This is a genomic window from Streptomyces sp. NPDC085932, from assembly GCF_044540525.1.
Lineage (GTDB): Bacteria > Actinomycetota > Actinomycetes > Streptomycetales > Streptomycetaceae > Streptomyces > Streptomyces levis.
Map to the genome: position 1 here is coordinate 276,240 of NZ_JBITSJ010000009.1, position 25,478 is coordinate 301,717.

The 25,478-nt window shown below is 72.6% G+C and carries 17 protein-coding genes; 10 read left to right on the plus strand and 7 right to left on the minus strand.

What is annotated here, in order from left to right; genetic code table 11:
* The first annotated feature begins 93 nt into the window (after positions 1-93).
* From ACIGAQ_RS36055 to ACIGAQ_RS36085, 7 genes are all read left to right on the plus strand, one after another.
* Positions 94-390: a YlxR family protein gene (locus tag ACIGAQ_RS36055; RefSeq protein WP_399790524.1), complete on the plus strand. Its 297-nt coding sequence runs from the start codon at positions 94-96 to the stop codon at positions 388-390.
* Between the two features lie 147 nt (positions 391-537).
* Entirely contained in the window at positions 538-3,630 is a 3,093-nt protein-coding gene (gene infB, locus ACIGAQ_RS36060) for a translation initiation factor IF-2 (RefSeq protein WP_399790527.1), read from the plus strand.
* Positions 3,631-3,832: 202 nt separating this feature from the next.
* On the plus strand, positions 3,833-4,126 hold the full coding sequence (locus ACIGAQ_RS36065) for a DUF503 domain-containing protein (protein WP_010042759.1): 294 nt from the start codon (positions 3,833-3,835) through the stop codon (positions 4,124-4,126).
* 44 nt (positions 4,127-4,170) lie between these two features.
* Positions 4,171-4,623: a 30S ribosome-binding factor RbfA gene (gene rbfA / locus ACIGAQ_RS36070; protein ID WP_311688512.1), complete on the plus strand. Its 453-nt coding sequence runs from the start codon at positions 4,171-4,173 to the stop codon at positions 4,621-4,623.
* Positions 4,620-5,525 (plus strand): tRNA pseudouridine(55) synthase TruB, encoded by a 906-nt coding sequence (gene truB / locus ACIGAQ_RS36075; RefSeq protein WP_399790531.1) that lies wholly within the window; start codon positions 4,620-4,622, stop codon positions 5,523-5,525. Before rbfA ends, truB begins: the two co-directional genes overlap by 4 nt.
* A 256-nt stretch (positions 5,526-5,781) precedes the next feature.
* Positions 5,782-9,252, plus strand: coding sequence for a trypsin-like peptidase domain-containing protein (locus ACIGAQ_RS36080; protein ID WP_399790534.1), 3,471 nt, complete (start codon positions 5,782-5,784; stop codon positions 9,250-9,252).
* 149 nt (positions 9,253-9,401) lie between these two features.
* The gene (locus tag ACIGAQ_RS36085) at positions 9,402-10,358 is read left to right on the plus strand and encodes a bifunctional riboflavin kinase/FAD synthetase (protein ID WP_311688506.1); all 957 of its coding nucleotides are present in this window, start codon (positions 9,402-9,404) and stop codon (positions 10,356-10,358) included.
* Here the strand turns inward: ACIGAQ_RS36085 and ACIGAQ_RS36090 are convergent.
* The 7 genes from ACIGAQ_RS36090 to ACIGAQ_RS36120 form a co-directional block, all read right to left on the minus strand.
* Positions 10,355-11,428: an ABC transporter ATP-binding protein gene (locus ACIGAQ_RS36090; RefSeq protein ID WP_399790537.1), complete on the minus strand. Its 1,074-nt coding sequence runs from the start codon at positions 11,426-11,428 to the stop codon at positions 10,355-10,357. The two genes, ACIGAQ_RS36085 and ACIGAQ_RS36090, sit on opposite strands and share 4 nt — an antisense overlap.
* Positions 11,425-12,444, minus strand: a complete 1,020-nt coding sequence (locus ACIGAQ_RS36095; RefSeq protein ID WP_399790540.1) for an ABC transporter ATP-binding protein — start codon at positions 12,442-12,444, stop codon at positions 11,425-11,427. The genes ACIGAQ_RS36090 and ACIGAQ_RS36095 overlap by 4 nt, the downstream gene beginning before the upstream one ends.
* Complete coding sequence (locus tag ACIGAQ_RS36100; RefSeq protein ID WP_399790543.1) at positions 12,441-13,355, minus strand: ABC transporter permease; 915 nt, start codon at positions 13,353-13,355, stop codon at positions 12,441-12,443. The genes ACIGAQ_RS36095 and ACIGAQ_RS36100 overlap by 4 nt, the downstream gene beginning before the upstream one ends.
* Positions 13,352-14,398 carry an ABC transporter permease gene (locus ACIGAQ_RS36105; protein ID WP_311688498.1) on the minus strand — a complete coding sequence of 349 codons (1,047 nt, stop codon included), beginning with the start codon at positions 14,396-14,398 and terminating at the stop codon, positions 13,352-13,354. The genes ACIGAQ_RS36100 and ACIGAQ_RS36105 overlap by 4 nt, the downstream gene beginning before the upstream one ends.
* 10 nt (positions 14,399-14,408) lie before the next feature.
* A complete protein-coding gene (locus tag ACIGAQ_RS36110; protein ID WP_399790546.1) occupies positions 14,409-16,259 on the minus strand; it encodes an ABC transporter substrate-binding protein in 1,851 nt (616 codons plus the stop codon).
* 305 nt (positions 16,260-16,564) lie between these two features.
* Positions 16,565-20,239 carry an SCO5717 family growth-regulating ATPase gene (locus tag ACIGAQ_RS36115; RefSeq protein ID WP_399790549.1) on the minus strand — a complete coding sequence of 1,225 codons (3,675 nt, stop codon included), beginning with the start codon at positions 20,237-20,239 and terminating at the stop codon, positions 16,565-16,567.
* A 472-nt stretch (positions 20,240-20,711) separates the two neighbouring features.
* On the minus strand, positions 20,712-21,011 hold the full coding sequence (locus tag ACIGAQ_RS36120; RefSeq protein ID WP_362281651.1) for a DUF397 domain-containing protein: 300 nt from the start codon (positions 21,009-21,011) through the stop codon (positions 20,712-20,714).
* A gap of 268 nt (positions 21,012-21,279) precedes the next feature.
* Here ACIGAQ_RS36120 and rpsO point away from each other — a divergent pair, with 268 nt between their 5' ends.
* From rpsO to ACIGAQ_RS36135, 3 genes are all read left to right on the plus strand, one after another.
* A complete protein-coding gene (gene rpsO / locus ACIGAQ_RS36125) occupies positions 21,280-21,567 on the plus strand; it encodes a 30S ribosomal protein S15 (protein ID WP_010042739.1) in 288 nt (95 codons plus the stop codon).
* Positions 21,568-21,878: 311 nt separating this feature from the next.
* Positions 21,879-24,098, plus strand: a complete 2,220-nt coding sequence (locus tag ACIGAQ_RS36130; protein ID WP_399790553.1) for a polyribonucleotide nucleotidyltransferase — start codon at positions 21,879-21,881, stop codon at positions 24,096-24,098.
* Entirely contained in the window at positions 24,095-25,474 is a 1,380-nt protein-coding gene (locus ACIGAQ_RS36135; RefSeq protein ID WP_399790556.1) for a M16 family metallopeptidase, read from the plus strand. Before ACIGAQ_RS36130 ends, ACIGAQ_RS36135 begins: the two co-directional genes overlap by 4 nt.
* Positions 25,475-25,478: the final 4 nt, after the last annotated feature.

The window sequence follows — 25,478 nt, forward strand, 5'->3', positions numbered from 1 at the left end:
GTGAGTCGTTCAGATCACGACAGGTTCACGCGCTGCAACTGTTCGAATGCTGCCCCGCAGGGGTGAGGCGCGTACGGGGAGGTAGACTTAACTGTGTCTGGCCGGACACGCGACCGAGCATGCCCCGAGCGCACCTGCTTGGGGTGCCGGGAGCGAGCGGCCAAGGCTGAACTGCTGCGGATCGTGGCGATCGAGGACGCGTGCGTCCCTGATCCACGCGGTACGCTGCCCGGCCGGGGTGCGTACGTACACCCCGCCCAGGTCTGTCTGGACCAGGCGGTACGCCGCCGGGCGTTCCCGAGGGCACTGCGCGTCCCGGGAGCGCTCGACACAAAGGCGTTGCGCCGATACGTCGAGCAGACAACAGTTGCCGATCGGGCAACACCGTAAGAACGTGCCGCACGGAACCCCGTGTGGTCTAGGTACCTCGCGAGTCGAAAGCAGGTCGAGATTGCGATGAGCACTCGATGAGTACGCGATGAGTACGCCCATGAACTAGCGACGGTCCGGACGCAACCCGGACCTCAAAGGAGCGAAGTGGCTAAGGTCCGGGTCTACGAACTCGCCAAGGAGTTCGGTGTCGAGAGCAAGGTCGTCATGGCCAAGCTCCAGGAACTCGGTGAATTCGTCCGTTCGGCGTCTTCGACCATCGAAGCGCCCGTTGTACGCAAGCTGACGGACGCCCTCCAGCAGGGCAACGGTGGCGGCAAGCCCGCCTCCGCCCGCAAGGCTGCCCCGGCGAAGCCGGCAGCCCCCTCCCCGGCGCAGGCCGCCCGTCCGGCCGCCCCGCGCCCGCCGGCGCCCAAGCCGGCCGCCGCCGAGAAGCCCGCGGCTCCCGCCGCGCCGGCCACTCCCGGCCCCCGTCCCACCCCGGGCCCGAAGCCCGCGCCGCGGCCCGCCCCGGCGTCCCCGGCTCCGACCACGCCCGAGTTCACGGCGCCGCCGTCGGCTCCCGCCGCGCCCTCCCAGGGCTCCGGCCCGCGTCCGGGCGCCCCGCGTCCGGCCGGCCAGACCCCGCGTCCGGGCGCTCCGCGTCCGGCCGGTCCCGGCCAGGGCGGCCAGGGCCGTGGTGACCGCGGCGACCGTCCCGGCGCTCCGCGTCCGGGTGGCGGCGCCCCGCGTCCCGGCGCTCGTCCGGCGGGTCCCCGTCCGGGCAACAACCCCTTCACCTCCGGTGGCTCCACCGGCATGGCGCGCCCGCAGGCGCCCCGTCCCGGCGGTGCCCCGCGTCCGGGCGGCCCGGGTGCGCCCGGCGGCGCTCCGCGTCCGCAGGGCCAGGGCGGTCCCCGTCCCCAGGGTGCGGCGGGCGGTCCCCGTCCGCAGGCTCCGGGTGGCGCGCGTCCCACGCCGGGCGGCATGCCCCGTCCGCAGGGCGGCGGTCCGCGTCCCGGCGGCGGTCCCGGTGGACCGCGTCCCAACCCCGGCATGATGCCGCAGCGTCCGGCTGCCGGCCCGCGTCCCGGTGGCGGTGGCCCCGGCGGTCGCGGTCCCGGTGGCGGCGGTCGTCCCGGTGGCGGCGGCGGTCGCCCGGGTGGCGGCGGCTTCGCCGGCCGTCCCGGTGGCGGCGGTGGCGGTTTCGCCGGCCGTCCCGGTGGTCCCGGTGGCGGTGGCGGCGGTTTCGCCGGCCGTCCGGGTGGTCCCGGTGGCGGCGGTGGCCGTCCCGGCTTCGGTGGTCGTCCCGGTGGCCCGGGTGGCCGTGGTGGCACGCAGGGCGCCTTCGGCCGTCCCGGCGGTCCCGCGCGTCGTGGCCGCAAGTCGAAGCGGCAGAGGCGCCAGGAGTACGAGGCCATGCAGGCCCCGTCGGTCGGCGGTGTGATGCTGCCTCGCGGCAACGGCGAGACCGTTCGCCTGTCGCGCGGTGCGTCCCTCACCGACTTCGCGGAGAAGATCAACGCCAACCCGGCGTCGCTCGTCGCGGTCATGATGAACCTCGGCGAGATGGTCACGGCCACGCAGTCCGTCTCCGACGAGACGCTCCAGCTCCTCGCCGACGAGATGAACTACACGGTTCAGATCGTCAGCCCGGAGGAGGAGGACCGCGAGCTGCTCGAGTCCTTCGACATCGAGTTCGGCGAGGACGAGGGCGACGAGGAGGACCTGGTGGTCCGCCCGCCGGTCGTCACCGTCATGGGTCACGTCGACCACGGTAAGACCCGGCTCCTCGACGCCATCCGCAAGACGAACGTCATCGCGGGCGAGGCCGGCGGTATCACCCAGCACATCGGTGCCTACCAGGTCGCGACCGAGGTCAACGACGAAGAGCGCAAGATCACCTTCATCGACACCCCGGGTCACGAGGCGTTCACCGCCATGCGTGCCCGTGGTGCCCGGTCGACCGACATCGCGATCCTGGTCGTCGCGGCCAACGACGGCGTCATGCCGCAGACGGTCGAGGCGCTCAACCACGCCAAGGCGGCCGAGGTCCCGATCGTCGTCGCGGTCAACAAGATCGACGTCGAGGGCGCCGACCCGACCAAGGTGCGCGGTCAGCTCACCGAGTACGGGCTGGTGGCCGAGGAGTACGGCGGCGACACGATGTTCGTCGACATCTCCGCCAAGCAGGGTCTGCACATCGACTCCCTGCTGGAGGCCGTGATCCTCACCGCCGACGCCTCGCTCGACCTGCGGGCCAACCCGCACCAGGACGCGCAGGGCATCGCGATCGAGTCCCGTCTCGACCGCGGCCGCGGTGCCGTGTCGACGGTCCTCGTCCAGCGCGGCACGCTGCGGGTCGGCGACACCATGGTGGTCGGCGACGCGTACGGCAGGGTCCGGGCGATGCACGACGACAACGGCAACCTCGTCACCGAGGCGGGCCCGTCGACGCCGGTCCAGGTCCTGGGCCTGACCAACGTCCCGGGCGCGGGCGACAACTTCCTGGTGGTCGACGAGGACCGTACGGCCCGTCAGATCGCCGAGAAGCGCGCCGCCCGCGAGCGGAACGCCGCGTTCGCCAAGCGCACGCGCCGCGTGTCGCTGGAGGACCTGGACAAGGTGCTGAAGGCCGGCGAGATCCAGCAGCTGAACCTGATCATCAAGGGCGACGCGTCCGGATCGGTCGAGGCTCTGGAGTCCTCCCTGCTCCAGCTGGACGTCGGCGAAGAGGTCGACATCCGCGTCCTGCACCGCGGCGTCGGTGCGGTCACGGAGTCCGACATCGACCTGGCCATGGGCTCCGACGCCATCGTCATCGGCTTCAACGTGCGCGCCGCCGGGCGTGCGCAGCAGATGGCCGAGCGCGAAGGCGTGGACGTCCGGTACTACTCGGTCATCTACCAGGCGATCGAGGAGATCGAGGCGGCCCTCAAGGGCATGCTCAAGCCGGAGTACGAAGAGGTCGAGCTCGGTACGGCGGAGATCCGCGAGGTCTTCAAGTCGTCCAAGCTGGGCAACATCGCGGGTGTTCTCATCCGCTCCGGCGAGGTCAAGCGGAACACCAAGGCCCGCCTCATCCGCGACGGCAAGGTGGTCGCGGAGAACCTCAACATCGAGGGCCTGCGTCGCTTCAAGGACGACGTCACCGAGATCCGCGAAGGGTTCGAGGGCGGTATCAACCTCGGCAACTTCAACGACATCAAGGTCGACGACGTCATCGCGACGTACGAGATGCGCGAGAAGCCGCGGGTGTAACACCCACGGATCACCAGCCGGCCGACGCGGCACCCGCCGCGTCGGCCGGCTGGCCGTTGGGGCCGCGGTGCGCGTCGGGGTGCGGTGCGCGCCGGAAAACCCGATCGAGCCCCCGGCCCGATCGCGGTAACGTTCCTGGTGTTCCCGCGCTCCGACCGCGCGGGCCATCGATCCCGTACCGGCGGGTCATCCGGACACACACATGTACGTGGGGACTCTGTCCTTCGACCTGCTTCTCGGCGACGTACGGTCGCTGAAGGAGAAGCGCTCCGTCGTCCGCCCCATCGTCGCCGAGCTCCAGCGCAAGTACGCGGTGAGCGCGGCCGAGGTGGACCACATGGACCTCCACCGCAGGGCGGTCATCGGCCTGGCGTTGGTGTCCGGCGACGCGGGGCACTTGAGCGAGGTGCTCGACCGGTGCGAACGGCTGGTCGCCGCCCGCCCCGAGGTGGAGCTGCTGTCCGTCAGGCGGCGCTTCCACGGCGAAGACGACTGACGAACCGAGAACGAACCGGACAGGAAAGAACGGGAGACGGACCAGTGGCCGACAACGCGCGGGCTAAAAGGCTGGCGGACCTCATCCGAGAGGTGGTGGCCCAGAAGCTGCAGCGCGGGATCAAGGACCCGCGGCTCGGCTCGCACGTCACCATCACGGACACCCGGGTCACGGGTGACCTCAGGGAGGCGACCGTCTTCTACACCGTGTACGGGGACGACGAGGAGCGCGCGGCGGCCGCCGCCGGCCTGGAGAGCGCCAAGGGCATCCTGCGCTCCGAGGTGGGCCGGGCCGCCGGCGTGAAGTTCACGCCGACCCTGACCTTCGTCATGGACGCCCTGCCGGACAACGCCCGCACCATCGAGGACCTCCTCGACAAGGCGCGCCAGTCCGACGCGAAGGTGCGTGAGGCGTCCGCCGGGGCGAAGTACGCCGGTGAGGCCGACCCGTACCGCAAGCCGGACGAGGACGACGAGACGGACGACACCGCCGAATGACCCAGAAGCACACCACGCCCGACGGCCTCGTCATCGTCGACAAGCCGTCGGGCTTCACTTCGCACGACGTCGTCGCCAAGATGCGCGGCATCGCCAGGACGCGACGCGTCGGGCACGCCGGCACCCTCGACCCGATGGCGACGGGCGTCCTCGTCCTCGGCGTCGAGAAGGCCACCAAGCTCCTCGGCCACCTCGCGCTGACCGAGAAGGAGTACCTGGGCACCATCCGCCTGGGACAGAACACCCTCACGGACGACGCCGAGGGGGAGATCACCTCCTCCACCGACGCCTCGCGGGTCACCCGGGACGGCATCGACGCCGGCATCGCCCGGCTCACCGGCGACATCATGCAGGTGCCGTCCAAGGTCAGCGCCATCAAGATCAACGGCGTGCGCTCCTACAAGCGGGCCAGGGAGGGCGAGGAGTTCGAGATCCCGGCCCGGCCCGTCACGGTCTCCCACTTCGGCGTGTACGACGTCCGGGACGCCGTCGCCGAGGACGGCACGCCCGTGCTCGACCTGGTCGTGTCGGTCGTCTGCTCCTCCGGCACCTACATCCGGGCCCTCGCGCGTGACCTGGGCGCCGACCTCGGCGTCGGCGGTCATCTCACCGCCCTGCGCCGCACCCGCGTCGGCCCCTACAAGCTGGACGCGGCCCGCACCCTGGACCAGCTCCAGCAGGAGCTGACCGTGATGCCGGTCGCCGAGGCCGCCGCGGCCGCGTTCCCCCGCTGGGACGTCGACGCCCGCCGCGCCAAGCTGCTCACCAACGGCGTCCGGCTGGAGATGCCCGATCAGTACGCGGGCTCCGGCCCGGTCGCCGTCTTCGACCCGGAGGGCCGCTTCCTCGCCCTCGTCGAGGAGCAGCGGGGCAAGGCCAGGAGCCTGGCCGTCTTCGGCTGACCGCCCCCCGGGGGCGGTCCGCCCGTGGAGCGGCGACCACGGGGTACCTCCACTGTCGCCGCTCCACGGTCCCCCCTCGGTTCCCCCACCCCTAGGGTGTATCCAGCCGCCCCCGTCCGTTCACCCGTCCGTGCGGGCGCTCGGAGTGAACCGGGGGAGCGGAAGGGGGCGCTTTCGCGAAGCGATCTGTCCCGCTGATCATCCCGCCCCTAACGTCGAACACAAGAGCACGGGTGTACGGCGGGGAGGCTCGACGATGACGTCGCGGAACCGGTCCCGGGAGACGGACGACAGCGCACCGGACTCCCCGGACCACCCCGGAGCGGTGGAGTGCGCGGACCAGGCGCCCCCGGACGAGGCGCTCGTGCGCATCCACGACCTGGCGGGCCGCCCGCGCGGCACCGGCTTCCTCGCCGACCACCACGGCACGCTCGTCACCAGCCACGAGGCCGTCGACGGCCTGCCCCGGCTCGTGCTGTACGGAGCGGGCGACCGCCGCCGGGTCGTGACCGCCGACGCGATCACGCCGCTGCCCGCCCTCGACCTGGCCCTCGTGCGGACCGAGGGCCTCGGCGTGCCGCCGCTGCCCGTCACCGCCCGGGACGGGGCCGGGACGGGCACCTACGTGCGGATCGCCGCCGGCGGCTGGCGCGAGGCGCGGGTCCTGGGCTCGACCGGTGTGACGTACGCGGCCACGGACCGCTTCCACCGCATCGACGGCGCGCTGGAGCTGGCGGTCGGCACGGCGGGGCGGGACGCGCTGCGGCTGGGCGGGGGAGCGGCCGGCGGTCCGGTGGTCGACGCCGCGACCGGGGCCGTCGTCGCCGTCCTCGGCACCGCGCTCCGCTCCGGCCACCGCGACGTCGGGTTCGCCGTGCCCCTGCATCCGGGGGTGCCCGGGGCGGCGGGCCCGCTCGCCGACCTGCTCGCCGAGAACGCGGCGACGGTCCCCGCGTACGGCGACGACCTCAACCTGGCCGGAGTGCTGGAGCTCACCGGCGTCTCCGTGGGCCTGGACGGCCCTCCGGCGCCGCCGGGGCTCGCGGAACCGGTCGAACGGGCGGCGGTGGCGGCCGAGTTCAGCTCCTTCGCGTGCGGACCGGAGCCCGTCCTCGGCCTGGTCGGAGCGCCCGGCAGCGGCCGTACGACGGAGCTCGCCGCGCTCGCGGCCCGCCGCGCCCGCGGCGGGTGTCCCACACTGTGGCTGCGCGGCTGCGACCTGCGGGACGACGACACCTCGGTGGCTGACGCGGCACGCCGGGCCCTGACCCGGGCCGCTCCCGCCGTGGCCGCCGCCCGGACCCCGGCCGGCCTCGGCGACCTCTCGCCGGAACGCCTCGCCCACCGCGCCTCCGCTCTCGGCCACCCCTTGCTCCTCCTGCTCGACGGCCCCGAGGAGATGCCGCCGGCCCTGGCCCGCCGGTTCGCCGACTGGGCGGAGGGGACGCTGCGGTGGCTGCGCGAGACGGGTGTACGGCTGGTGCTGACCTGCCGCGCGGAGTACTGGGAGGAGGCCTCGGACCCGCTGCACCGGCCCGCACGCGTCCTGCTCGGCGACCTCACCGAGGACGAGGCCCGTCAGGCCCGCGAGCGCCTCGGCATCCCGGAGAGCGCCCTGACCGGCACCGACGCCCGGCACCCCCTCACGCTCCGCCTGCTCGCCGAGGTCCGGGCCGCGCTCGCCGACGCCCCGGAGCGGCCCGCCGCCACGCTCGACCGGAGCGCCGCCGCCGGGGGGAACGTCGCCCTCGACCGGAACGCCACCCTCGACCGGAACGACGTCTTCTCCGCCTACCTGGACCTGACGGCCCTGCGGATCGCCCAGCGCCTGGCCGCCGTCAACGGCCTGCGCGGCACCGCCGTGCGTCGGCTGGCCGCGAAGGTCGCCGGGCAGGTGCACGAGGCCGCACGGCGCAGTCTCGGCCCGGGCCTCGGGGACCTGGACCGGGACACGTTCGGGGCCGTGTTCCCGTGGGGCACCGCCCCCGACCGGCTCGGGGGCGGTGACGGCTGGGCGTCGGCCGTGCTCGCGGAGGGCCTCCTCGTGCCCTCCGGAGCCGGCTACCGCTTCGCCCACGAGGAGCTCGCCGACTGGCTCCACGGGCTGCACCTCGACCTCGACGAGGCCCTGCACGCCCTCGTCCACCGCGGCCGGGACGACCAGGCGGACCCCGTCCCGCACCACCGCATCGGACCCGTCGTCCAGGCCCTGCTGTGGCTGGAGCGGCAGCACGGCACCGGCCCGCTGGCCTCCCGCCTGGCCGACTTGGTGCACGCCCTGGACGCCGACCCGGGATCCTGGTGGGCCGCCCGGCTGCTGGCCGGGACGCTGTCGGCCGTGCCGGACGCGACGCCGTACACGGACGTGCTGCGACTGCTCGCCGACCGGGTCGTGGCCTGGCGGCGGCAGGAGCGGCCCGTGCCGGACGTGCTCGGACCGGACTTCTGGACCGGTCTGCGGCTGCCGGACGGCCCGCGGTTCCGGCTGCTCAGGCGGCTGGTGCACGCGGACGGACCTCCGTGCGAGACCGGCCCGCGCTTCCTGGACGCCGTGGCACGGCTGCTGGCCGCCGACCCGGTCGCCGCGCAGCCGCAGCTGGTCCGCTGGTTCGACGACGAACAGCCGCTGCCCGCCACCCCGCACGCGACCGTGGCCCTGGCCGCGCAGGCCCTGCTGCACACCCACCGCCACCGTGCCCTGGACGAGCTGGCGGACGTGCTCGCCGACCGCGCCCACCGGCGGGCCGACGAACTGCTCGCGGTGCTGGCCGAGGAGGAGCCGTCGGCGCTGTGCCGGGCCGCCGACCGGTGGGCGCGCGACGAGCGGCCGGCCCGGCGCGCCGCGGCGATGGCGCACGGACTGCGCGTCGCCCCCCACGTCACCACCGCGGGCGACCGCGCCCTGCTGCGCTACGCCGCCCTCACCCTGCTCGCCCGCCCGGCCGACCGCGCCCTGCACGGCGGAGCGCTCGCCCTGCTCGTCCAGGACCCGCACACCCGGATCCGCTACCTGCCCCGGGCGCTGGAACACTTCGCGGCGGGCGACCCGCACCTTCCGCCCGACGCGCTCGCCGGGGCCCTGCTCACCCACCCCGAACCGGTGCTCGGCGCCTTCGCGGCCCGGCTGGAGCGGCCGGACGCGGACGAGGCGCTGCGGGCGCTCGCCGACGCCACCCCGCCCGGCCTGGCCCGGCCCGTCGCCGCACTGGTGAGGCACGCGGCGGAGCGGCGCCCGGACCTCGCCGGGCCGGTCGCCGCGTACGTGGACCAGCGGCTCGACCGGGGTCCCGCCGCCCGGGCCGTGCTCCTGCCCCTGGTCACCGGCCTGTTGGAGGGCGGCCCCGTGCGGCTGCGCTGTGCCCTCGCGGCCGTGCTCACCCCGCCCGGCATCCCCGCCTCGCGCCCGCTGCGCCGGGAGCTGCGCGAGGTGCTGCTGGCCCGTGAGCACGACACCGACGTCCTGGACGCGCTGCTGCACGCCGCCGCCCGCAACGGCGGCGACGACCTGCGCGACCTCGTTCACCGCATCGGCCTGCTCCTGGGCCGCACCCCCGAGGGCGCGGGCCGCTTCGACCGCGCCCTGGTCGACCTCGGCCGGCACGTGCCCGGGTTCGCCGCCCGCGTGGCCGGCTGGCTCGCCGACGCGCCGGAGGAGTGGGCGGCCCTGGTCGGGCCGAGCTCCCACCGGACGATCGAGAACCTGGCCGGCGTCGGCGTCCCGGCCTGACCGGCGCGGGGAGCCGTGCGCCCGGTCACAGCCTCCATGCCGATGCGGGCGGCGGCGACCCGGCATGGCACCCTTAGACCTGCGTACGCGTCACCACGGACAACCGACCGGACACGGGTTCGACGAGCTTTCGACAAGGAGCAGGCACAGTGCAGCGCTGGCGTGGCTTGGAGGACATCCCCCAGGACTGGGGGCGCAGCGTCGTCACCATCGGCTCCTACGACGGAGTCCACCGCGGACACCAGCTGATCATCCGGCATGCCGTGGACCGCGCCCGGGAGCTGGGCGTGCCCGCCGTCGTCGTCACCTTCGACCCGCACCCCAGCGAAGTGGTCCGCCCCGGCAGCCACCCGCCGCTGCTCGCCCCGCACCACCGCCGCGCCGAACTCATGGCGGACCTCGGCGTGGACGCGGTGCTCATCCTCCCCTTCACGACCGAGTTCTCGAAGCTGTCCCCGGCCGACTTCGTCGTCAAGGTGCTCGTCGACAAGCTGCACGCCAAGGCGGTCGTCGAGGGCCCCAACTTCCGCTTCGGCCACAAGGCCGCCGGCAACGTGGAGTTCCTCGCCACGCAGGGCAAGACCTACGACTTCGAGGTCGAGGTGGTCGACCTGTACGTGACGGGTGAGGCGGGCGGCGGGGAGCCGTTCTCCTCCACCCTGACGCGGCGTCTGGTCGCCGAGGGCGACGTCGAGGGCGCGGCGGAGATCCTGGGCCGGCCGCACCGGGTGGAGGGCGTCGTCGTCCGGGGCGCCCAGCGCGGGCGCGAACTGGGCTTCCCCACCGCCAACGTGGAGACGCTGCCGCACACGGCCGTCCCGGCCGACGGCGTGTACGCCGGCTGGCTGCACGTGCAGGGCGAAGCGATGCCGGCGGCGATCTCCGTCGGCACGAACCCGCAGTTCGAGGGAACCGAGCGGACGGTGGAGGCGTACGCCATCGACCGGGTCGGGCTGGATCTGTACGGGCTGCACGTCGCGGTCGACTTCCTGGCGTTCGTGCGGGGACAGGCGAAGTTCGACACGCTGGACGCGTTGCTGGTTCAGATGGGGCAGGACGTCGAGAAGTGCGCGGCGTTGGTGGCGGCGGCAGAGCGGTCTGCCTAGTTCCCTTGTGGGCCGTCCCCGAGCGGGCTGTGGCGGGTGGCACGGTTCCCCGCGCCCCCGAGGGGCGCATGTGAAGCTGCCCAGTGGCAGGCCACCTGTGATCGACCGTCCCCGCTCAGCACCGGCAGGTCCCGGCCCCTGCACGCGTCCGCCACCCCCGCTGCCTCCGCCGCTCCACCCGCCAGGACCTGGCAGCGGGCGTGGAAGCGGCAGCCGGACGGCACCCGTGACGGGTCCGGGGGCTCGCCGGTGAGGACGATCGGGGTGCCCGGCGCCTCCGGGAGGACCGACAGCAGGGCCTGCGTGTAGGGGTGCCGGGGGGCCGTCAGGACCTGCTCCACCGGCCCCGTCTCCACGATCCGGCCCAGATACATCACGGCCACCCGGTCGGCGATGTTCCAGGCCAGGCCCAGGTCGTGCGTGACGACGAGGGCGGACAGGCCGAGCTCGGTACGCAGCCGGAGCAGCAGGGCGAGGATCTCGCCGCGCACCGAGGCGTCGAGGGACGCCACCGGCTCGTCGGCGACGAGGAGTTCGGGCTCCAGCACGAGCGCGCCCGCGATGACGACCCGCTGGCGCTGCCCGCCGGACAGCTCGTGCGGATAGCGCAGGAAGAAGCGCTCCGGGGGACGCAGCCCGGCCCGGGACAGGGCCTCGGCCACCGCGGTGCGCTCGTCCCCCGCGAAGCCGTGGATGCGCAGGCCCTCGGCGACCGCGTCGTACACCGTGTGCCGGGGGTTGAGGGAGCCGCTGGGATCCTGGAGGACCAGCTGGACGCGCTTGCGGTAGGCCTTCAGGGACCGGCCCGAGTACTCCAGCGGGCGGCCGTCGAAGGCGACCCGGCCCGCGGTCGGCTCGACCAGGCCCAGCAGGCTGCGCGCCAGGGTCGTCTTGCCGCACCCCGACTCTCCGACGAGGGCGACGATCTCGCCGGGCCGGATGTCGAGGTCCACGCCGTCCACCGCGCGGGCCGGGGGGCCTCCGTGCCGTCCGGGGAAGGTCACGTGCAGGCCTTGAGCGCTCAGCAAGGGAGCCGTGCCGACCTCGGGGGCCGTGGGGGAGAGGGTCATGGCGTGCCGGGCCTCGCTTCCTGCAGCGCTTCCGGATCCTGCGGCTCCGCGTCAGGCGCGTCCGGCGGCGGCCCGGCCAGGACGCACGCCGCCCGTCGCCCCGGTCCCGCCTCCCGCAGCGCGGGGTCCTGTTCGGCGCACGACTCCAGCGCCACCGGGCAGCGCGGGTGGAACGTGCACCCGGACGGCAGCGCGGCCGGGTCGGGCGGATCGCCCGCCAGTCCCTGCGGCGCGAACCGGGAGCCCGGATCGCCGATGCGCGGGAACGCGGCCGCCAGGGCCCGGGCGTACGGGTGCCGGGCGTCCTCGTACACCTGGACCGCCGGGCCCTCCTCGACCACCCGGCCCGCGTACATCACCGCCAGCCGGTCGCAGGTGTCGGCGAGGACGGCCAGGTCGTGACTGATCATGATCAGTCCCAGGTCCTGGTCCGCGACCAGCTGCTCGATGAGCCGCAGGATCTGGGCCTGGATCATCACGTCGAGCGCGGTGGTCGGCTCGTCGGCGATGATCAGACGCGGGTCGCAGGCCAGGGCCATGGCGATCATGACGCGCTGACGCTGGCCACCGGACAGCTCGTGCGGGTAGGCGCCGGCCCGGGCCGCGGGCAGGCCCACCTGCTCCAGCAGCTCACCGGTCCTTCTCCTCGCCCCGGCCGGCGTCGCCTTGCGGTGCAGCAGGATCGGCTCGGCGATCTGGTCGCCGACGCGGTGCACGGGGTTCAGGGAGTGCATCGCGCCCTGGAAAACGACCGAGGCCCCGGCCCAGCGGACCGCCCGCACCCGGCCCCACTTCATGGTCAGCACGTCCTCGCCGTCGAGCAGGACCTCACCGGTCACGCGCGTGCCGGCCGGCAGCAGCCGCAGCAGGGCCAGCGCCAGCGTCGACTTGCCGCAGCCGGACTCCCCGGCCAGGCCGAGCTTGCGCCCCGCGTCCAGACGCAGGTCCACCCCGCGCACGGCGGCCGCGCCGCCCGGGTACGTCACGGTCAGGTTCCTGACGTCGAGCAGACTCAACGCGACACCCCCAGCCTGGGGTTGAGGACGGACTCCACGGCCCGTCCGCACAACGTGAACGCCAGCGCCACCACGGCGATGGCGATGCCCGGCGGCACCAGGTACCACCAGTCCCCGGCACTGACCGCGCCCGCCTCACGGGCGTCCTGGAGCAGCCCGCCCCAGGAGACGACCGTCGGGTCGCCGAGGCCCAGGAAGGCCAGCGTCGCCTCCGCGAGGATGGCCGAGGAGATGATCAGGGTCGTCTGGGCCAGCACCAGCGGCATCACATTGGGCAGCACGTGCCGGGACATGATGTGCCAGTGGCCACCGCCGAGCGCCTTGGCCCGCTCGATGTACGGCCGGGTCTCCACGGCGAGGGTCTGCGCACGCACCAGACGGGCCGTGGTCGGCCAGGTCGTGACGCCGATCGCGACGACGATCGTAGTCAGCGAGCGGGACATCACGGTCGCCAGGGCGATCGCCAGCACCAGGGTCGGCATCACCAGGAACCAGTCGGTCACGCGCATCAGCACCGTCGCGTACCAGCCCTTGAAGTGCCCGGCCGTGACCCCGATGAGCGTGCCGATCGCCACCGACAGCACGGCCGCGAGCAGCCCGACCAGCAGCGACACCCGCGCACCCCAGATCACCAGGCCCAGCAGGTCCCGCCCGAACTGGTCGGTGCCGAGCGGGAACCCGGCACTCGGGCTCTGCATCGGACGCCCCGGCGCCTCGGTCACGCTGCTCACGTCGGAGCCCACGAACAGGGGGGCGAACAACGCCAGCAGCGCGCACAGCACGAGCACGGCCAGGCCGTACAGCCCCGCCCGCTCCGCGCGGTACTGCCGCCAGAAGCGGGCGACGGAGGCCCGGCGGCGCTGCCGGGCCAGGGCGCGCGGGCTCGGGGCCGTGCCGGTCGACGTCGTCATCGGGCCACCCGGGGGTCGAGCAGGGGATAGACCAGGTCGGCGAGGGTGTTCATCAGGATCACCGCGGCGGCGAACACGAAGAACAGGCCCTGCACCAGCGGCAGGTCGGGCACGCTCAGCGCCTGGTAGAACAGCCCGCCGAGGCCCGGCCAGGAGAACACCGTCTCGACCAGGATCACGCCCGCCACCGTCCGGCCCAGGTTGATGAAGATCAGCGTCACGGTCGGCAGCAGCGCGTTGGGCACGGCGTGCCGGCGGCGCACGAGGTCGTCGCGCAGCCCCTTGGCGCGTGCGGTCGTCAGGTAGTCGCTGCCCATCTCGTCCAGCAGCGCCGACCGTGTGACCAGCAGCGTCTGCCCGTACTCCACCGCCACCAGCGTCACCACGGGCAGCACCAGATGGTGCGCCACGTCGAGGACGTGGGCGAAGCCCTCCTCGCCGCCGGACTCCATGCCGCCGGTCGGGAACAGGCCCGGCAGCGGGCCGATGCCCACCGACAGCACGACGATCAGCAGCAGCCCGAGCCAGAAGGACGGGATGGAGTACAGGGTGAGCGCCAGGCCGGTGTTGACCCGGTCGCCGAGCCCGCCGCGCTTCCACGCCGAGCGCGTGCCCAGGAAGATGCCGAGCACGGTGTACAGCACGAAGGCCGTGCCGGTGAGCAGCAGGGTGTTCGGCAGCGCCTCGGTGATCTTGTCGACCACGGGCGTCCGGAACTGGTACGACGTGCCCAGGTCGCCCGTGAGGGCCTTGCCGCAGTAGTCGGTGAACTGCCGCCACAGCGGCAGGTCGAGCCCGAACTCCTCGCGGTAGGCGGCCAGTTGTTCGGCGGAGACCTGACGGCCGCCGGTCATGGTCTTCACCGGGTCGCCGGGGATCAGCCGGAAGAGGAAGAAGCTGGTGACGAGGACGGCCAGCAGCGACACGGCCGCACCGGCCACCTTGCCGGCCAGGTACCGCGGGTACGCGGAACGCCGGCGCACCCGCGGCCCGGCGGCCGTCGGCCCGTCCTCGACCAGCGCGGTGGTCGTGTCGGCGGTCATGGGCGCACGGTCACTCACGGTCGTCGGCACCGGCCCGGCGGCGCACCGCCACGACCGTGCCGAGGCCGATGAGCAGGACGAGACTCGTGGCGATGACCGCCACGACAGCCGTCGACGAACCGCCGGAGGAGTCGCCGGAGTCCGCCGGGACCGCCGACCACCAGCTCCAGTAGCCGTCCTGGCCGTAGATGTTCCCCGCCTTCGCCGGCATGGTCGTGATCGACTTGATCTGGTCCGTCCGGTAGGCCTCGACCGCGTTCGGGTACGCCATGACGTTCATGTACCCGAGGTCGTACAGCCGCGACTCCATCTGCTTGACGATGTCCGCCCGTTTGGCGGGGTCGTACTCGGCGAGCTGGCGGGCGTAGAGCTCGTCGTAGGTCTTGTCGCAGATGAAGTTGTCGGTCGCGCCCGTGTCCTGCGGGGTCGCGGGCAGGGCGCCGCAGGTGTGGATGGAGAGCACGAAGTCGGGGTCGGGGTTCACGGACCACCCGTCGAACGCCAGGTCGTACTTGCCGGCCAGCCAGGGGTCGGTCACGTTGTCCAGGCAGTCGAGCCGCACGCCGATGCCGAGGTCGCCCCACCACTCCTGGAGGTACTTGCCGACCGCCTTGTCGTTCGGGTCGGTGGCGTGGCACAGGACGCGGTAGGTGATCGGCTTGCCGTCCTTGCCGACGCGCTTGCCGTCACCGTTCTTGCGGTAACCCGCCCGGTCGAGCAGCTGCGCCGCCTTCGCCGGGTCGTACGCCAGCTTCTGGCTCGCGGAGGGCTTCCAGAAGTAGTCCTGGAAGCGCGGCGGGATGTAGCCCTCGCCCTCGACGGCGTGGCCCCGGAAGACCTTGTCGATGATGGCCTCGCGGTCCACGGCCATGAACAGCGCGTTGCGCACCCGCCGGTCCAGCAGGGAGGGGTGCCCGTCGCCGAACTTCTTGCCGTTCTTGGCCTTCGCGCCCGGGTTGGTGGCGAGGGCGTAGAAGCGGCGGCCGGGGGCATCGTTGACCTGGATGTTCTCCGCGCCCTCCAGGGAGTCCGCCTGGGCGGGCGTCAGGGACGGCGACCCGGCGACGAAGGACACCTCGCCCTTGCGCAGGGCCGACACGGCCGCGTCCTGGTCCTTGTAGTAGCGGAAGACCAGCTCGTCGAACTTCGGCGCCCCGCGCCAGAAGGTCTTGTTGGCCTTGAGCCGGACGTAGCTGTCGGCCTTGTAGCCGGTCAGCACGAAGGGGCCGTTGCCCACGACGGGGAAGCTCTTGTCGTTGTTGAACTCCGAGAAGTCCGAGACCTTCTCCCACACGTGCCTCGGCACGATCGGCACGTCGAGCGCGGTCATCGTGGCCTGCGGTTTCTTCAGCTCGATGACCAGCTTGGTGGGGCTCGGCGCCGTCACCTTCTCGAAGTTCCCGACGTAGCTGCCGTTGGCCGTGGCCGCGCCGTCGTCCGTCATCATCTTGTTGAACGTCCAGGCCGCGTCCTCGGCGGTGGCCTGCTTGCCGTCCGACCACTTCGAGTTCGAGCGGATCGTGTACGTCCACGTCAGCTTGTCCGGCGACGACTCCCACTTGGTGGCCAGCCCCGGCACGGCGTGGTTGTCCTTGGGGTCGTAGTTCGTCAGGTACTCGTACATGAGCCGGTGGATGCTCGTGCTGAGCAGCCGGACCGCCAGGAACGGGCTGAGCGAGTCCACGCTCTGCGCGACCGCGACGGTCAGCACCTTCTTTCCGTCGTCGGCCGCCCGGGCCTGCCGGGGTGCCGGGTCGAGCGGGGTGGCGAGCCCGGCCGTGAGGGTGAGGGCGGCCGCCCCGGCCACGGCGACGAGCCGGAGGCCGCGCGGGAGGCTGCGTGTCTGATCGTTCGTGCCCATGGTCGGACCTCGCGTCATCGCTCGGACGGGAAGGACGGGTTGATCAGCTGTCAGGGGATGCTGAGTGTGTATCAGCGGCCGTCTCCACCCGTCAACGGCACGTTCACCCCTTGTGGCCTGCGGAAATAACGAATTGGCGAGCATTTCGCGCCCATTGGTCGAGACCACTGACGCGCCCCTGGCCAGGGCCTGGCAACGGATTTCGCCCTTTCCGGTCCCGGAACGCACGACGGCCCGCGCTGAGTGGAACGGCGCGGGCCGGAAAGCGGACCGGCCCCTCGAAAGGGGCCGATCGGGTGAGGCGATTACTGCGTCGGGGGCGGGGGCGGCGGGGTCTGCCCCTGCGGCTCCTGTCCCTGGGGCTGCTGTCCCTCAGGATCGGGCTGACCCGGGTGTCCGGGCCGGCCCGGCTGCGGGTAGCCGTAACCCGGCTGCGGATAGGGCGGCTGGCCCGCGGCCTGAGGGTACGGCAGCTGGCCGGGCTGGGGGTAGGGCTGTCCGGGCTGGGCGTACGGCTGTCCCGGCTGCTGGGGGTGGGGCTGCTGGGGGTACGGGCCCGGCTGCTGCTGCCCGGGGTAGGGCGGCTGTCCGGGGATGTGCTGCCCAGGAGTGTGCTGCCCAGGAATGTGCTGTCCGGGGACGGGCTGGCCCGGGACGTGCTGGCCGGGCAGTGGCGGGGCGGCGACCGGCGGCGGGTTGCCGTCGGAGGTCCACAGTCCGTGCGACTGCTGGTGACGGACGAAGTCCTCGGCGACCAGCGCCGCGAGGTTGAAGTACGCCTCCCGCACCTTCGGCCGCATCATGTCGAGGTCGACCTCCGCACCGGCGGCGAGGTGCTCGTCGAACGGTACGACGACGACACCCCGGCAACGCGTCTCGAAGTGCGCCACGATGTCCTCGACCTTGATCATCTTGCCGGTCTCGCGCACTCCGGAGATGACGGTGAGGGACCGCGAGACGAGGTCGGCGTATCCGTGCGCCGACAGCCAGTCCAGGGTGGTGCTCGCGCTGCTCGCCCCGTCCACGGAGGGGGTCGAGATGATGATGAGCTGGTCGGCGAGGTCGAGGACCCCGCGCATGGCGCTGTACAGCAGACCCGTACCGGAGTCCGTCAGGATGATCGGGTACTGCTTGCCGAGCACGTCGATCGCACGCCGGTAGTCCTCGTCGTTGAACGTCGTGGACACGGCCGGGTCGACGTCGTTGGCGATGATCTCCAGCCCGGAGGACGCCTGCGACGTGAACCGCCGGATGTCCATGTACGAGTTGAGGTACGGGATCGCCTGGACCAGGTCACGGATGGTCGCCCCGGTTTCCCGACGCACCCGGCGCCCGAGGGTGCCCGCGTCAGGGTTGGCGTCGATCGCCAGGATCTTGTCCTGCCGCTCGGTGGCGAGCGTGGAGCCGAGCGCGGTGGTGGTGGTCGTCTTGCCGACACCGCCCTTGAGGCTGATCACCGCGATCCGGTAGCAGGAGAGCACGGGCGTACGGATCAGCTCCAGCTTGCGCTGCCGCTCGGCCTCCTCCTTCTTCCCACCGAACTTGAACCGCCCGCCACCGGCCGCCGGACGGCTGCTCTTCGCCTTCTGCTTCTTGCTGTTGAGCAGCCGGTCGGACGACAGCTCCACGGCCGCGGTGTAACCGAGCGGCGCGGCTCCGGGATTGGTCGGCTGCCGCTGGTCGTGCCGCATGGGCTGCGGCCAGGCGGCACCGGTACGGGGGTCGACGGGGGGCTGGGCCTGGCCGGGGTGCCCGGGCTGAACCGGCTGCTGCTGGCCACCGGGGTGCGGCGGCTGGGCGTGCGGTGGCTGGGCCTGCGGGGGTACGTCGGGCTGGGCCTGCGGCGGCACGCCGGGCTGAGGCTGGGCTTGGGGCTGCTGGGCCGGCGGCTGGGGGAAGCCGTAGCCGCCGTGCGCGTCGGAGGTGGGAGCGGGGGCGGCCGGGGTGTCCGGCTGCTGCGCCGGGGGCATGCCGGGCTGCGGCTGCGGAGTGGCGGGAGCAGGCACGCCAGGGTGCGGGAAGCCGTAAGCGGCCTGCGGATCCGGGGCGCCGGGGTGGGGGAAACCGTAAGCGCCCTGGGCGTGGGGAGCGGCCGGGGTGGGGGCTCCGGGGTGCGGGAAGCCGTAACCGCCGGGCTGAGGCGCAGGCGCCGGCTGGGTGGGCGGCTGGTTCGGCGGCGTCGGCATGCCCGGCTGGTTCCAGGCGGCGGGCGCGGGCTGCGGCGCCTGCGGCTGGAACGGCGCCTGCTGGGCCGGCACCGACGGCTGAGGCGGCACCGGTGCCTGGCTCTGGGCGGCGGTCGAATCCGGCTGGGGCTGCGCGTCCGTGGGCTGCGGCTGCGGCTGCGGCTGCGGTTGCGGATGCTGCTGCGGTTGGGCGGGCCACTCGCTCGCCGGTGCGGGAGCGGCCGGCTGGTACGACGGCGGCAGCGGCGGCACGCCCTGCGGGGCCGGGGGAGTCCACGCGGACTGGGCGTCGGACGGTCCCGGCACGGCGGCGTCCTGCGGCGCGCTGTTGTCGTCCTCGGAAGCGGCCTCGGCGGGCACGGCGTCCGCAGGCTCGGCGTCCGCGAGGGGGAAGTCGTCGGTCGCGGAGGAGCCGGCGTCCTGGACGTCGGCGAGGTCGGCAGCTGCCGGGGGCGCATCCGCAGGCACAGCATCGACGGGAGCGTTTTCCGGCACGGCGTCCACAGGCTCAGCGTCCGCCGGCACGGCATCCGCAGGCTCAGCGTCCGCGGGAACCGCGTCAGCGGGGACGGCGTCAGTGGCGACGGCGTCGACCGGCACCGCGTCGGTGGAGGGCGTCTCCTCCGAGACACTGGACGCCATCTCTCCCGACGCGCTGTCCTGGAGCTCGGTGTCCTCGGTCGTCGACTCGTCCTCAACCGGCGACTCGTCGCTCTCCGCCTTCGCGGCGTCCTCGTCCGGAGCCGGAGCCGGAGCCTCGTCCGCCAGGGCGCTCACCGGGGGCTCCGCGTCCTCGGACCCGACATCCCCAGCGACCCTGCTCTCCTCGGAAACGGCCTCCGCGCTCTCGTCCCCGACCTTCTTCTCCGCGTCGGGGACCTCGTCGGTCGACTCCGACCGTGCCTCGTCCGCCGCGGCACGCTCCGCGATCTCCCGCTTCAACGCGACGGCGGAGAAGCGCATGGTGGCACCGCTCTCCAGGTCGCCGTCGGCGGACTCGGCGGACTCGGCGGACTCGGCGTCCTCGGAGGGCGGCGCGGCGGGAGCGGCCGGAGCCGCCTCCGGCGGTACGGGCGGCGTCCACTGCGCCTGAGGCCCAACGGCCGGGATGTTCGGCACGGCCGCAGGAGAGGCCGGACCGGCCGCGGCCTCCTCCGTCCGCCCGTCGGACGTCTGCCCTTCGGGCTGGTCGGACCGAGCCCCCTGCGGCTCGAACCCCATCGGGAGCCTCGGAACGGCGGACGGCCCGCCGCCGGACGGCGCGGGAGGAGTGAAGGGCGCACCCGGAGCGGGCGCCGGAGGCGTGAAAGGAGCCCCGGGAGCGGGCACGGGCGCGGGAGGCGTGAAGGGCGCACCGGGAGCCGGAGCCGGCCCCGGAGCGGAGGAGGAGGACGGCCCACTGGAGGGAACAGGCGGATACGCGTAACCCCCGGAGGGATTCGCGTGCGGCGGCGGCGTCAGACCGGGCAGCGGAGGAACCGGCCCCCTCGGCGCACCGGCGGAACCAGCACCCGAGCCACTACCCGAACCCGAGCCACTACCCGAGCCCGAGCCGGCCCCCGACCCCGAGCCGGCCCCCGCACCCCCACCGGCGGCAGCGCCCCCGGAGGCATCCCCCGAGGCTCCCCCCGAAGCACCCCCGGAGGAGCTTCCCGAGGCGTTCTGCGTGTACCAGGCGGGCGGCGCGTAGTCGATGGTGAACTCGCCCGTCACCTCTGCCGCGGACTCCGCGTCGGGCTGGTCATCGCCGGGTGTCGCCCAGCCCCCGCGGATCCCGTCCCGATCGCTGCTCACAGTGTTCCTCCTGGTGTGGTCGAGCACCCTCATGCCGTGCTGGGGCGACCCTTGCTTGTCGTCCGACGTCGTGCGAAGCCGTGCGAAGTCGTATGAGGCGTATCGAGGTCGTCCGAGACAGTCCGATCCACAAACTCCCCCGTGTTCCCCCTGGGACACCGACGCCCGCTCCACGGTTTCCGGCGCGGTGCCCCGTCCCAGCCTAATCACCACAAGCCCCGCCACGGCAGGCCCGTCCACCCCCGAGCAGCTGTCCGCCGCGTCACAACCTGCCCAGAAGGTGCCCCGAAGTGACGTACGCGGCACCCCCGTTGAGGAACAAAAAGGGGCGAGAAACGTGAAGAACCCGAAACCCCCTTGTCGAGGGGGCCGTTACGGGGCCGCCGGGTACGCCCTCGGACAAGTACGCGCCCGGACAGCACAACGAGGGGCGGCCGTCCACCGGCTCACCCCTCGTCGTGCGTCCTCGCGCCTACTGTCCGGCCGGGGAGGACCCTCCGTCGCGCTGCCGCGGCTCCAGGTCGAACTCCCCGTCCCGCGCTCCCAGCACGAAGGCCCGCCACTCCGCCTCCGTGTAACGCAGCACCGTCCCCGGGTCGAGGGAGGACCGCATCGCGACGGCCCCCTCCGGCAGGTACGCGATCTCGACCCGCTCCTCGTGCTCCTCGGTGCCCGGCGCGCAGTGCCACTCCACGCCGGAGATGTCGAGGGCGTAGAGCTCGTCCCGCTCCCGCTCCTTGCGCGCCTTGATCTCCTCAGCCGTCTCCGCCATGCCGCAGCGACCCCTTCCCGACGTACGAACGATCCGAGCCCGCTCACCCTAGTGGCCCTCTCCGCTCCGGCCGGGAGCTTCGGGGAGCAGGGCAAAAAGGCCCGCGACCACCTGGTACTCTGGTCGACGGCCGTTTGTGTACGCACCCCCGGAACCAGCCGTTCTGGAGGCCGCGCCCAGCGGATCCCCGCCTTCCGAGTCACGGAAGCTCCCCCGAGAAGCAGACCGGGGGCACTCGGTGGCCATCACAGACCAATGAGGAGTACGCGTGTCGCTCGACGCCGCTACGAAGAAGCAGATCATGTCCGAGTTCGGTACCAAGGAGGGCGACACCGGCTCCCCCGAGGTCCAGGTCGCTCTGCTGTCCCGTCGGATCTCCGACCTGACCGAGCACCTCAAGACCCACAAGCACGACCACCACTCCCGCCGTGGCCTGCTGATCCTGGTGGGTCAGCGTCGCCGCCTTCTCCAGTACCTGGCGAAGAAGGACATCCAGCGCTTCCGTGCGCTGGTCGACCGCCTCGGCATCCGCCGTGGTGCGGCGGGCGCCAAGTAGGACGCCGTGAAGGGAGCGGTTCCCGGGAGAAACGGGGCCGCTCCCTTTGCTGTACGCGCGCAACTGTACGTGCGGAGTGTCACCACCCCTTTGTAGTGTGGTAGCACAACGCAATACGGACGACACAGCACGACAAGAGGAGAGGCGCACCACGCCGCCGCCGGTCCTCGGTAGTGGCCCCCGGGGAAACGAACCCCGGGTGCTTCGATCGAAGACCGGCCCGCACAGCACGGCGCGCATCTCCGGGAGTGTCCCCCTGCCACACGGGCAGACGAGGGACGAAAGACGACAAGTAAACGGAGAGATCGCTAGTGGAGAACGAGACCCACTACGCCGAGGCCGTCATCGACAACGGCGCCTTCGGCACCCGCACCATCCGCTTCGAGACGGGCCGCCTGGCCAAGCAGGCCGCCGGCTCCGCCGTGGCGTACCTGGACGACGACACCATGGTGCTGTCGGCCACCACCGCCTCCAAGAACCCCAAGGACCAGCTCGACTTCTTCCCGCTCACGGTGGACGTCGAGGAGCGGATGTACGCCGCCGGCAAGATCCCCGGCAGCTTCTTCCGCCGCGAGGGCCGGCCCTCCGAGGACGCCATCCTCACCTGCCGCCTGATCGACCGCCCGCTGCGCCCGTCCTTCAAGAAGGGCCTGCGCAACGAGATCCAGGTCGTCGCCACGATCATGGCGCTCAACCCCGACCACCTGTACGACGTCGTGGCGATCAACGCCGCCTCCGCGTCCACGCAGCTGGCCGGCCTGCCCTTCTCCGGCCCGATCGGCGGCGTCCGCGTCGCGCTGATCAACGGCCAGTGGGTCGCCTTCCCGACGCACACCGAGCTCGAGGACGCCGTCTTCGACATGGTCGTCGCGGGCCGCACCCTGGAGGACGGCGACGTCGCGATCATGATGGTCGAGGCCGAGGCCACCGAGAAGACCATCCAGCTGGTCAAGGGCGGCGCCGAGGCCCCGACCGAGGAGGTCGTCGCCGCCGGTCTGGAAGCCGCGAAGCCCTTCATCAAGGTCCTCTGCAAGGCCCAGGCCGACCTCGCCGCGAAGGCCGCCAAGCCGACCGCCGAGTTCCCGATCTTCCTCGACTACCAGGACGACGTCCTGGAGGCGCTCACCGCCGCGGTCAAGCCCGAGCTCGCCCAGGCGCTCACCATCGCCGGCAAGCAGGAGCGCGAGAGCGAGCTGGACCGCGTCAAGCAGCTCGCCGCCGAGAAGCTCCTGCCGGAGTTCGAGGGTCGCGAGAAGGAGATCTCCGCCGCGTACCGCTCGCTCACCAAGCAGCTGGTCCGCGAGCGCGTGATCAAGGAGAAGAAGCGCATCGACGGCCGCGGGCTGACGGACATCCGTACGCTCGCCGCCGAGGTCGAGGCCATCCCGCGGGTCCACGGCTCCGCCGTGTTCGAGCGTGGCGAGACCCAGATCCTGGGCGTCACCACCCTGAACATGCTCCGCATGGAGCAGCAGCTGGACACCCTCTCCCCGGTGACCCGCAAGCGCTACATGCACAACTACAACTTCCCGCCGTACTCCACCGGCGAGACCGGCCGCGTCGGCTCCCCGAAGCGCCGCGAGATCGGCCACGGCGCGCTCGCCGAGCGCGCCCTGATCCCGGTCCTGCCGACGCGCGAGGAGTTCCCCTACGCGATCCGCCAGGTCTCCGAGGCGCTCAGCTCGAACGGCTCGACGTCCATGGGCTCGGTCTGCGCCTCCACCATGTCGCTGCTGAACGCCGGTGTGCCCCTGAAGGCCCCCGTCGCCGGTATCGCCATGGGCCTGATCTCCCAGGAGATCGAGGGTGAGACGCACTACGTCACGCTCACCGACATCCTCGGTGCGGAGGACGCCTTCGGCGACATGGACTTCAAGGTCGCCGGCACCAAGGAGTTCGTGACCGCCCTCCAGCTCGACACCAAGCTGGACGGCATCCCCGCCTCCGTCCTGGGCGCGGCCCTGAAGCAGGCCCGCGACGCCCGCCTCCACATCCTCGACGTGATGATGGAAGCGATCGACACCCCGGACGAGATGTCCCCGAACGCCCCGCGGATCATCACCGTCAAGATCCCCGTGGACAAGATCGGCGAGGTCATCGGCCCCAAGGGCAAGATGATCAACCAGATCCAGGAGGACACGGGCGCCGAGATCACCATCGAGGACGACGGCACGATCTACATCGGCGCCGCCGACGGCCCCTCCGCGGAGGCCGCCCGCACCACGATCAACGGCATCGCCAACCCGACGATGCCCGAGGTCGGCGAGCGCTACCTCGGTACGGTCGTGAAGACGACCACCTTCGGCGCGTTCGTCTCCCTGCTGCCCGGCAAGGACGGTCTGCTGCACATCTCGCAGATCCGCAAGCTGGCCGGCGGCAAGCGCGTGGAGAACGTCGAGGACGTCCTCGGCGTGGGCGCCAAGGTCCAGGTCGAGATCGCCGAGATCGACTCCCGCGGCAAGCTCTCCCTGATCCCCGTGATCGAGGGCGAGGACGGCTCGGACGAGAAGAAGGACGACGCCGACCAGTGACGTCCCGTGGCTCGAAGGCGACGGCCCGCACCTCCTCGGAGGCGCGGGCCGTCGCCCGTACCCAAACCCTCATCAAGGGCGAGAACGGCATCGGCACGGTCCGCAAGACCACCCTCCCGGGCGGCCTGCGCATCGTCACCGAGACCCTGCCCTCGGTGCGCTCCGCGACCTTCGGCATCTGGGCACACGTCGGCTCCCGCGACGAGACCCCGGCCCTGAACGGCGCCACCCACTACCTGGAGCACCTGCTCTTCAAGGGCACCAGCCGCAGGTCCGCCCTGGACATCTCCTCCGCCATCGACGCCGTCGGCGGCGAGATGAACGCGTTCACGGCGAAGGAGTACACGTGCTACTACGCACGCGTGCTCGACACGGACCTGCCGCTCGCCATCGACGTGGTCTGCGACATGCTGACCGGCTCGCTCATCCTCGAAGAGGACGTCGACGTCGAGCGCGGCGCAATCCTCGAAGAGATCGCCATGACCGAGGACGACCCGGGCGACTGCGTGCACGACCTGTTCGCGCACACGATGTTCGGCGACAACCCCCTCGGCCGCCCGGTCCTCGGCACGGTCGACACGGTCAACGCCCTCACCGCCGACCGCATCCGCCGCTTCTACAGGAAGCACTACGACCCGACCCACCTGGTCGTCGCCTGCGCCGGCAACATCGACCACGCCAAGGTCGTCCGGCAGGTCCGCGCCGCCTTCGAGAAGGCCGGCGCGTTCAAGGACCTCACCGCCGAGCCCGTCGCCCCGCGCGACGGCAAGCGCGCCCTGCGCACCGCCGGCCGCGTCGAACTGGTCGACCGCAAGACCGAGCAGGCCCACGTCGTGCTCGGCATGCCGGGCCTGTCCCGCACCGACGAGCGCCGCTGGGCCCTGGGCGTGCTGAACACCGCCCTCGGCGGCGGCATGTCCTCGCGCCTCTTCCAGGAGGTCCGGGAGAAGCGAGGCCTGGCCTACAGCGTGTACTCGTACACCTCCGGCTTCGCCGACTGCGGCCTGTTCGGCGTGTACGCCGGCTGCCGGCCCTCCCAGGTGCACGACGTGCTGAAGATCTGCCGCGACGAACTCGACCACGTCGCCGAGCACGGCCTCACCGACGAGGAGATCGCCCGGGCCGTCGGCCAGCTCCAGGGCTCCACGGTCCTCGGCCTGGAGGACACGGGCGCGCTGATGAACCGTATCGGCAAGAGCGAGCTGTGCTGGGGCGAGCAGATGTCCGTCGACGACATGCTGTCCCGGATAGCGTCGGTCACGCCGGACGACGTCCGGGCGGTCGCCGGCGAGATCCTGGGACGCAAGCCCTCCCTGTCGGTCATCGGCCCGCTGAAGGACAAACAGGCGGCCCGCCTGCACGACGCCGTCGCCTGACAAT

What these genes read in the sequence shown, in the direction of transcription:
- ACIGAQ_RS36065 (WP_010042759.1), top strand. Translation starts at nt 3,833, where the DNA reads ATGTACGTGGGGACTCTGTCCTTCGACCTGCTTCTCGGCGACGTACGG.
- truB (WP_399790531.1), top strand. Translation starts at nt 4,620, where the DNA reads ATGACCCAGAAGCACACCACGCCCGACGGCCTCGTCATCGTCGACAAG.
- ACIGAQ_RS36080 (WP_399790534.1), top strand. Translation starts at nt 5,782, where the DNA reads ATGACGTCGCGGAACCGGTCCCGGGAGACGGACGACAGCGCACCGGAC.
- ACIGAQ_RS36090 (WP_399790537.1), bottom strand. Translation starts at nt 11,428, where the DNA reads ATGACCCTCTCCCCCACGGCCCCCGAGGTCGGCACGGCTCCCTTGCTG.
- ACIGAQ_RS36100 (WP_399790543.1), bottom strand. Translation starts at nt 13,355, where the DNA reads ATGACGACGTCGACCGGCACGGCCCCGAGCCCGCGCGCCCTGGCCCGG.
- ACIGAQ_RS36105 (WP_311688498.1), bottom strand. Translation starts at nt 14,398, where the DNA reads ATGACCGCCGACACGACCACCGCGCTGGTCGAGGACGGGCCGACGGCC.
- ACIGAQ_RS36110 (WP_399790546.1), bottom strand. Translation starts at nt 16,259, where the DNA reads ATGGGCACGAACGATCAGACACGCAGCCTCCCGCGCGGCCTCCGGCTC.
- ACIGAQ_RS36120 (WP_362281651.1), bottom strand. Translation starts at nt 21,011, where the DNA reads ATGGCGGAGACGGCTGAGGAGATCAAGGCGCGCAAGGAGCGGGAGCGG.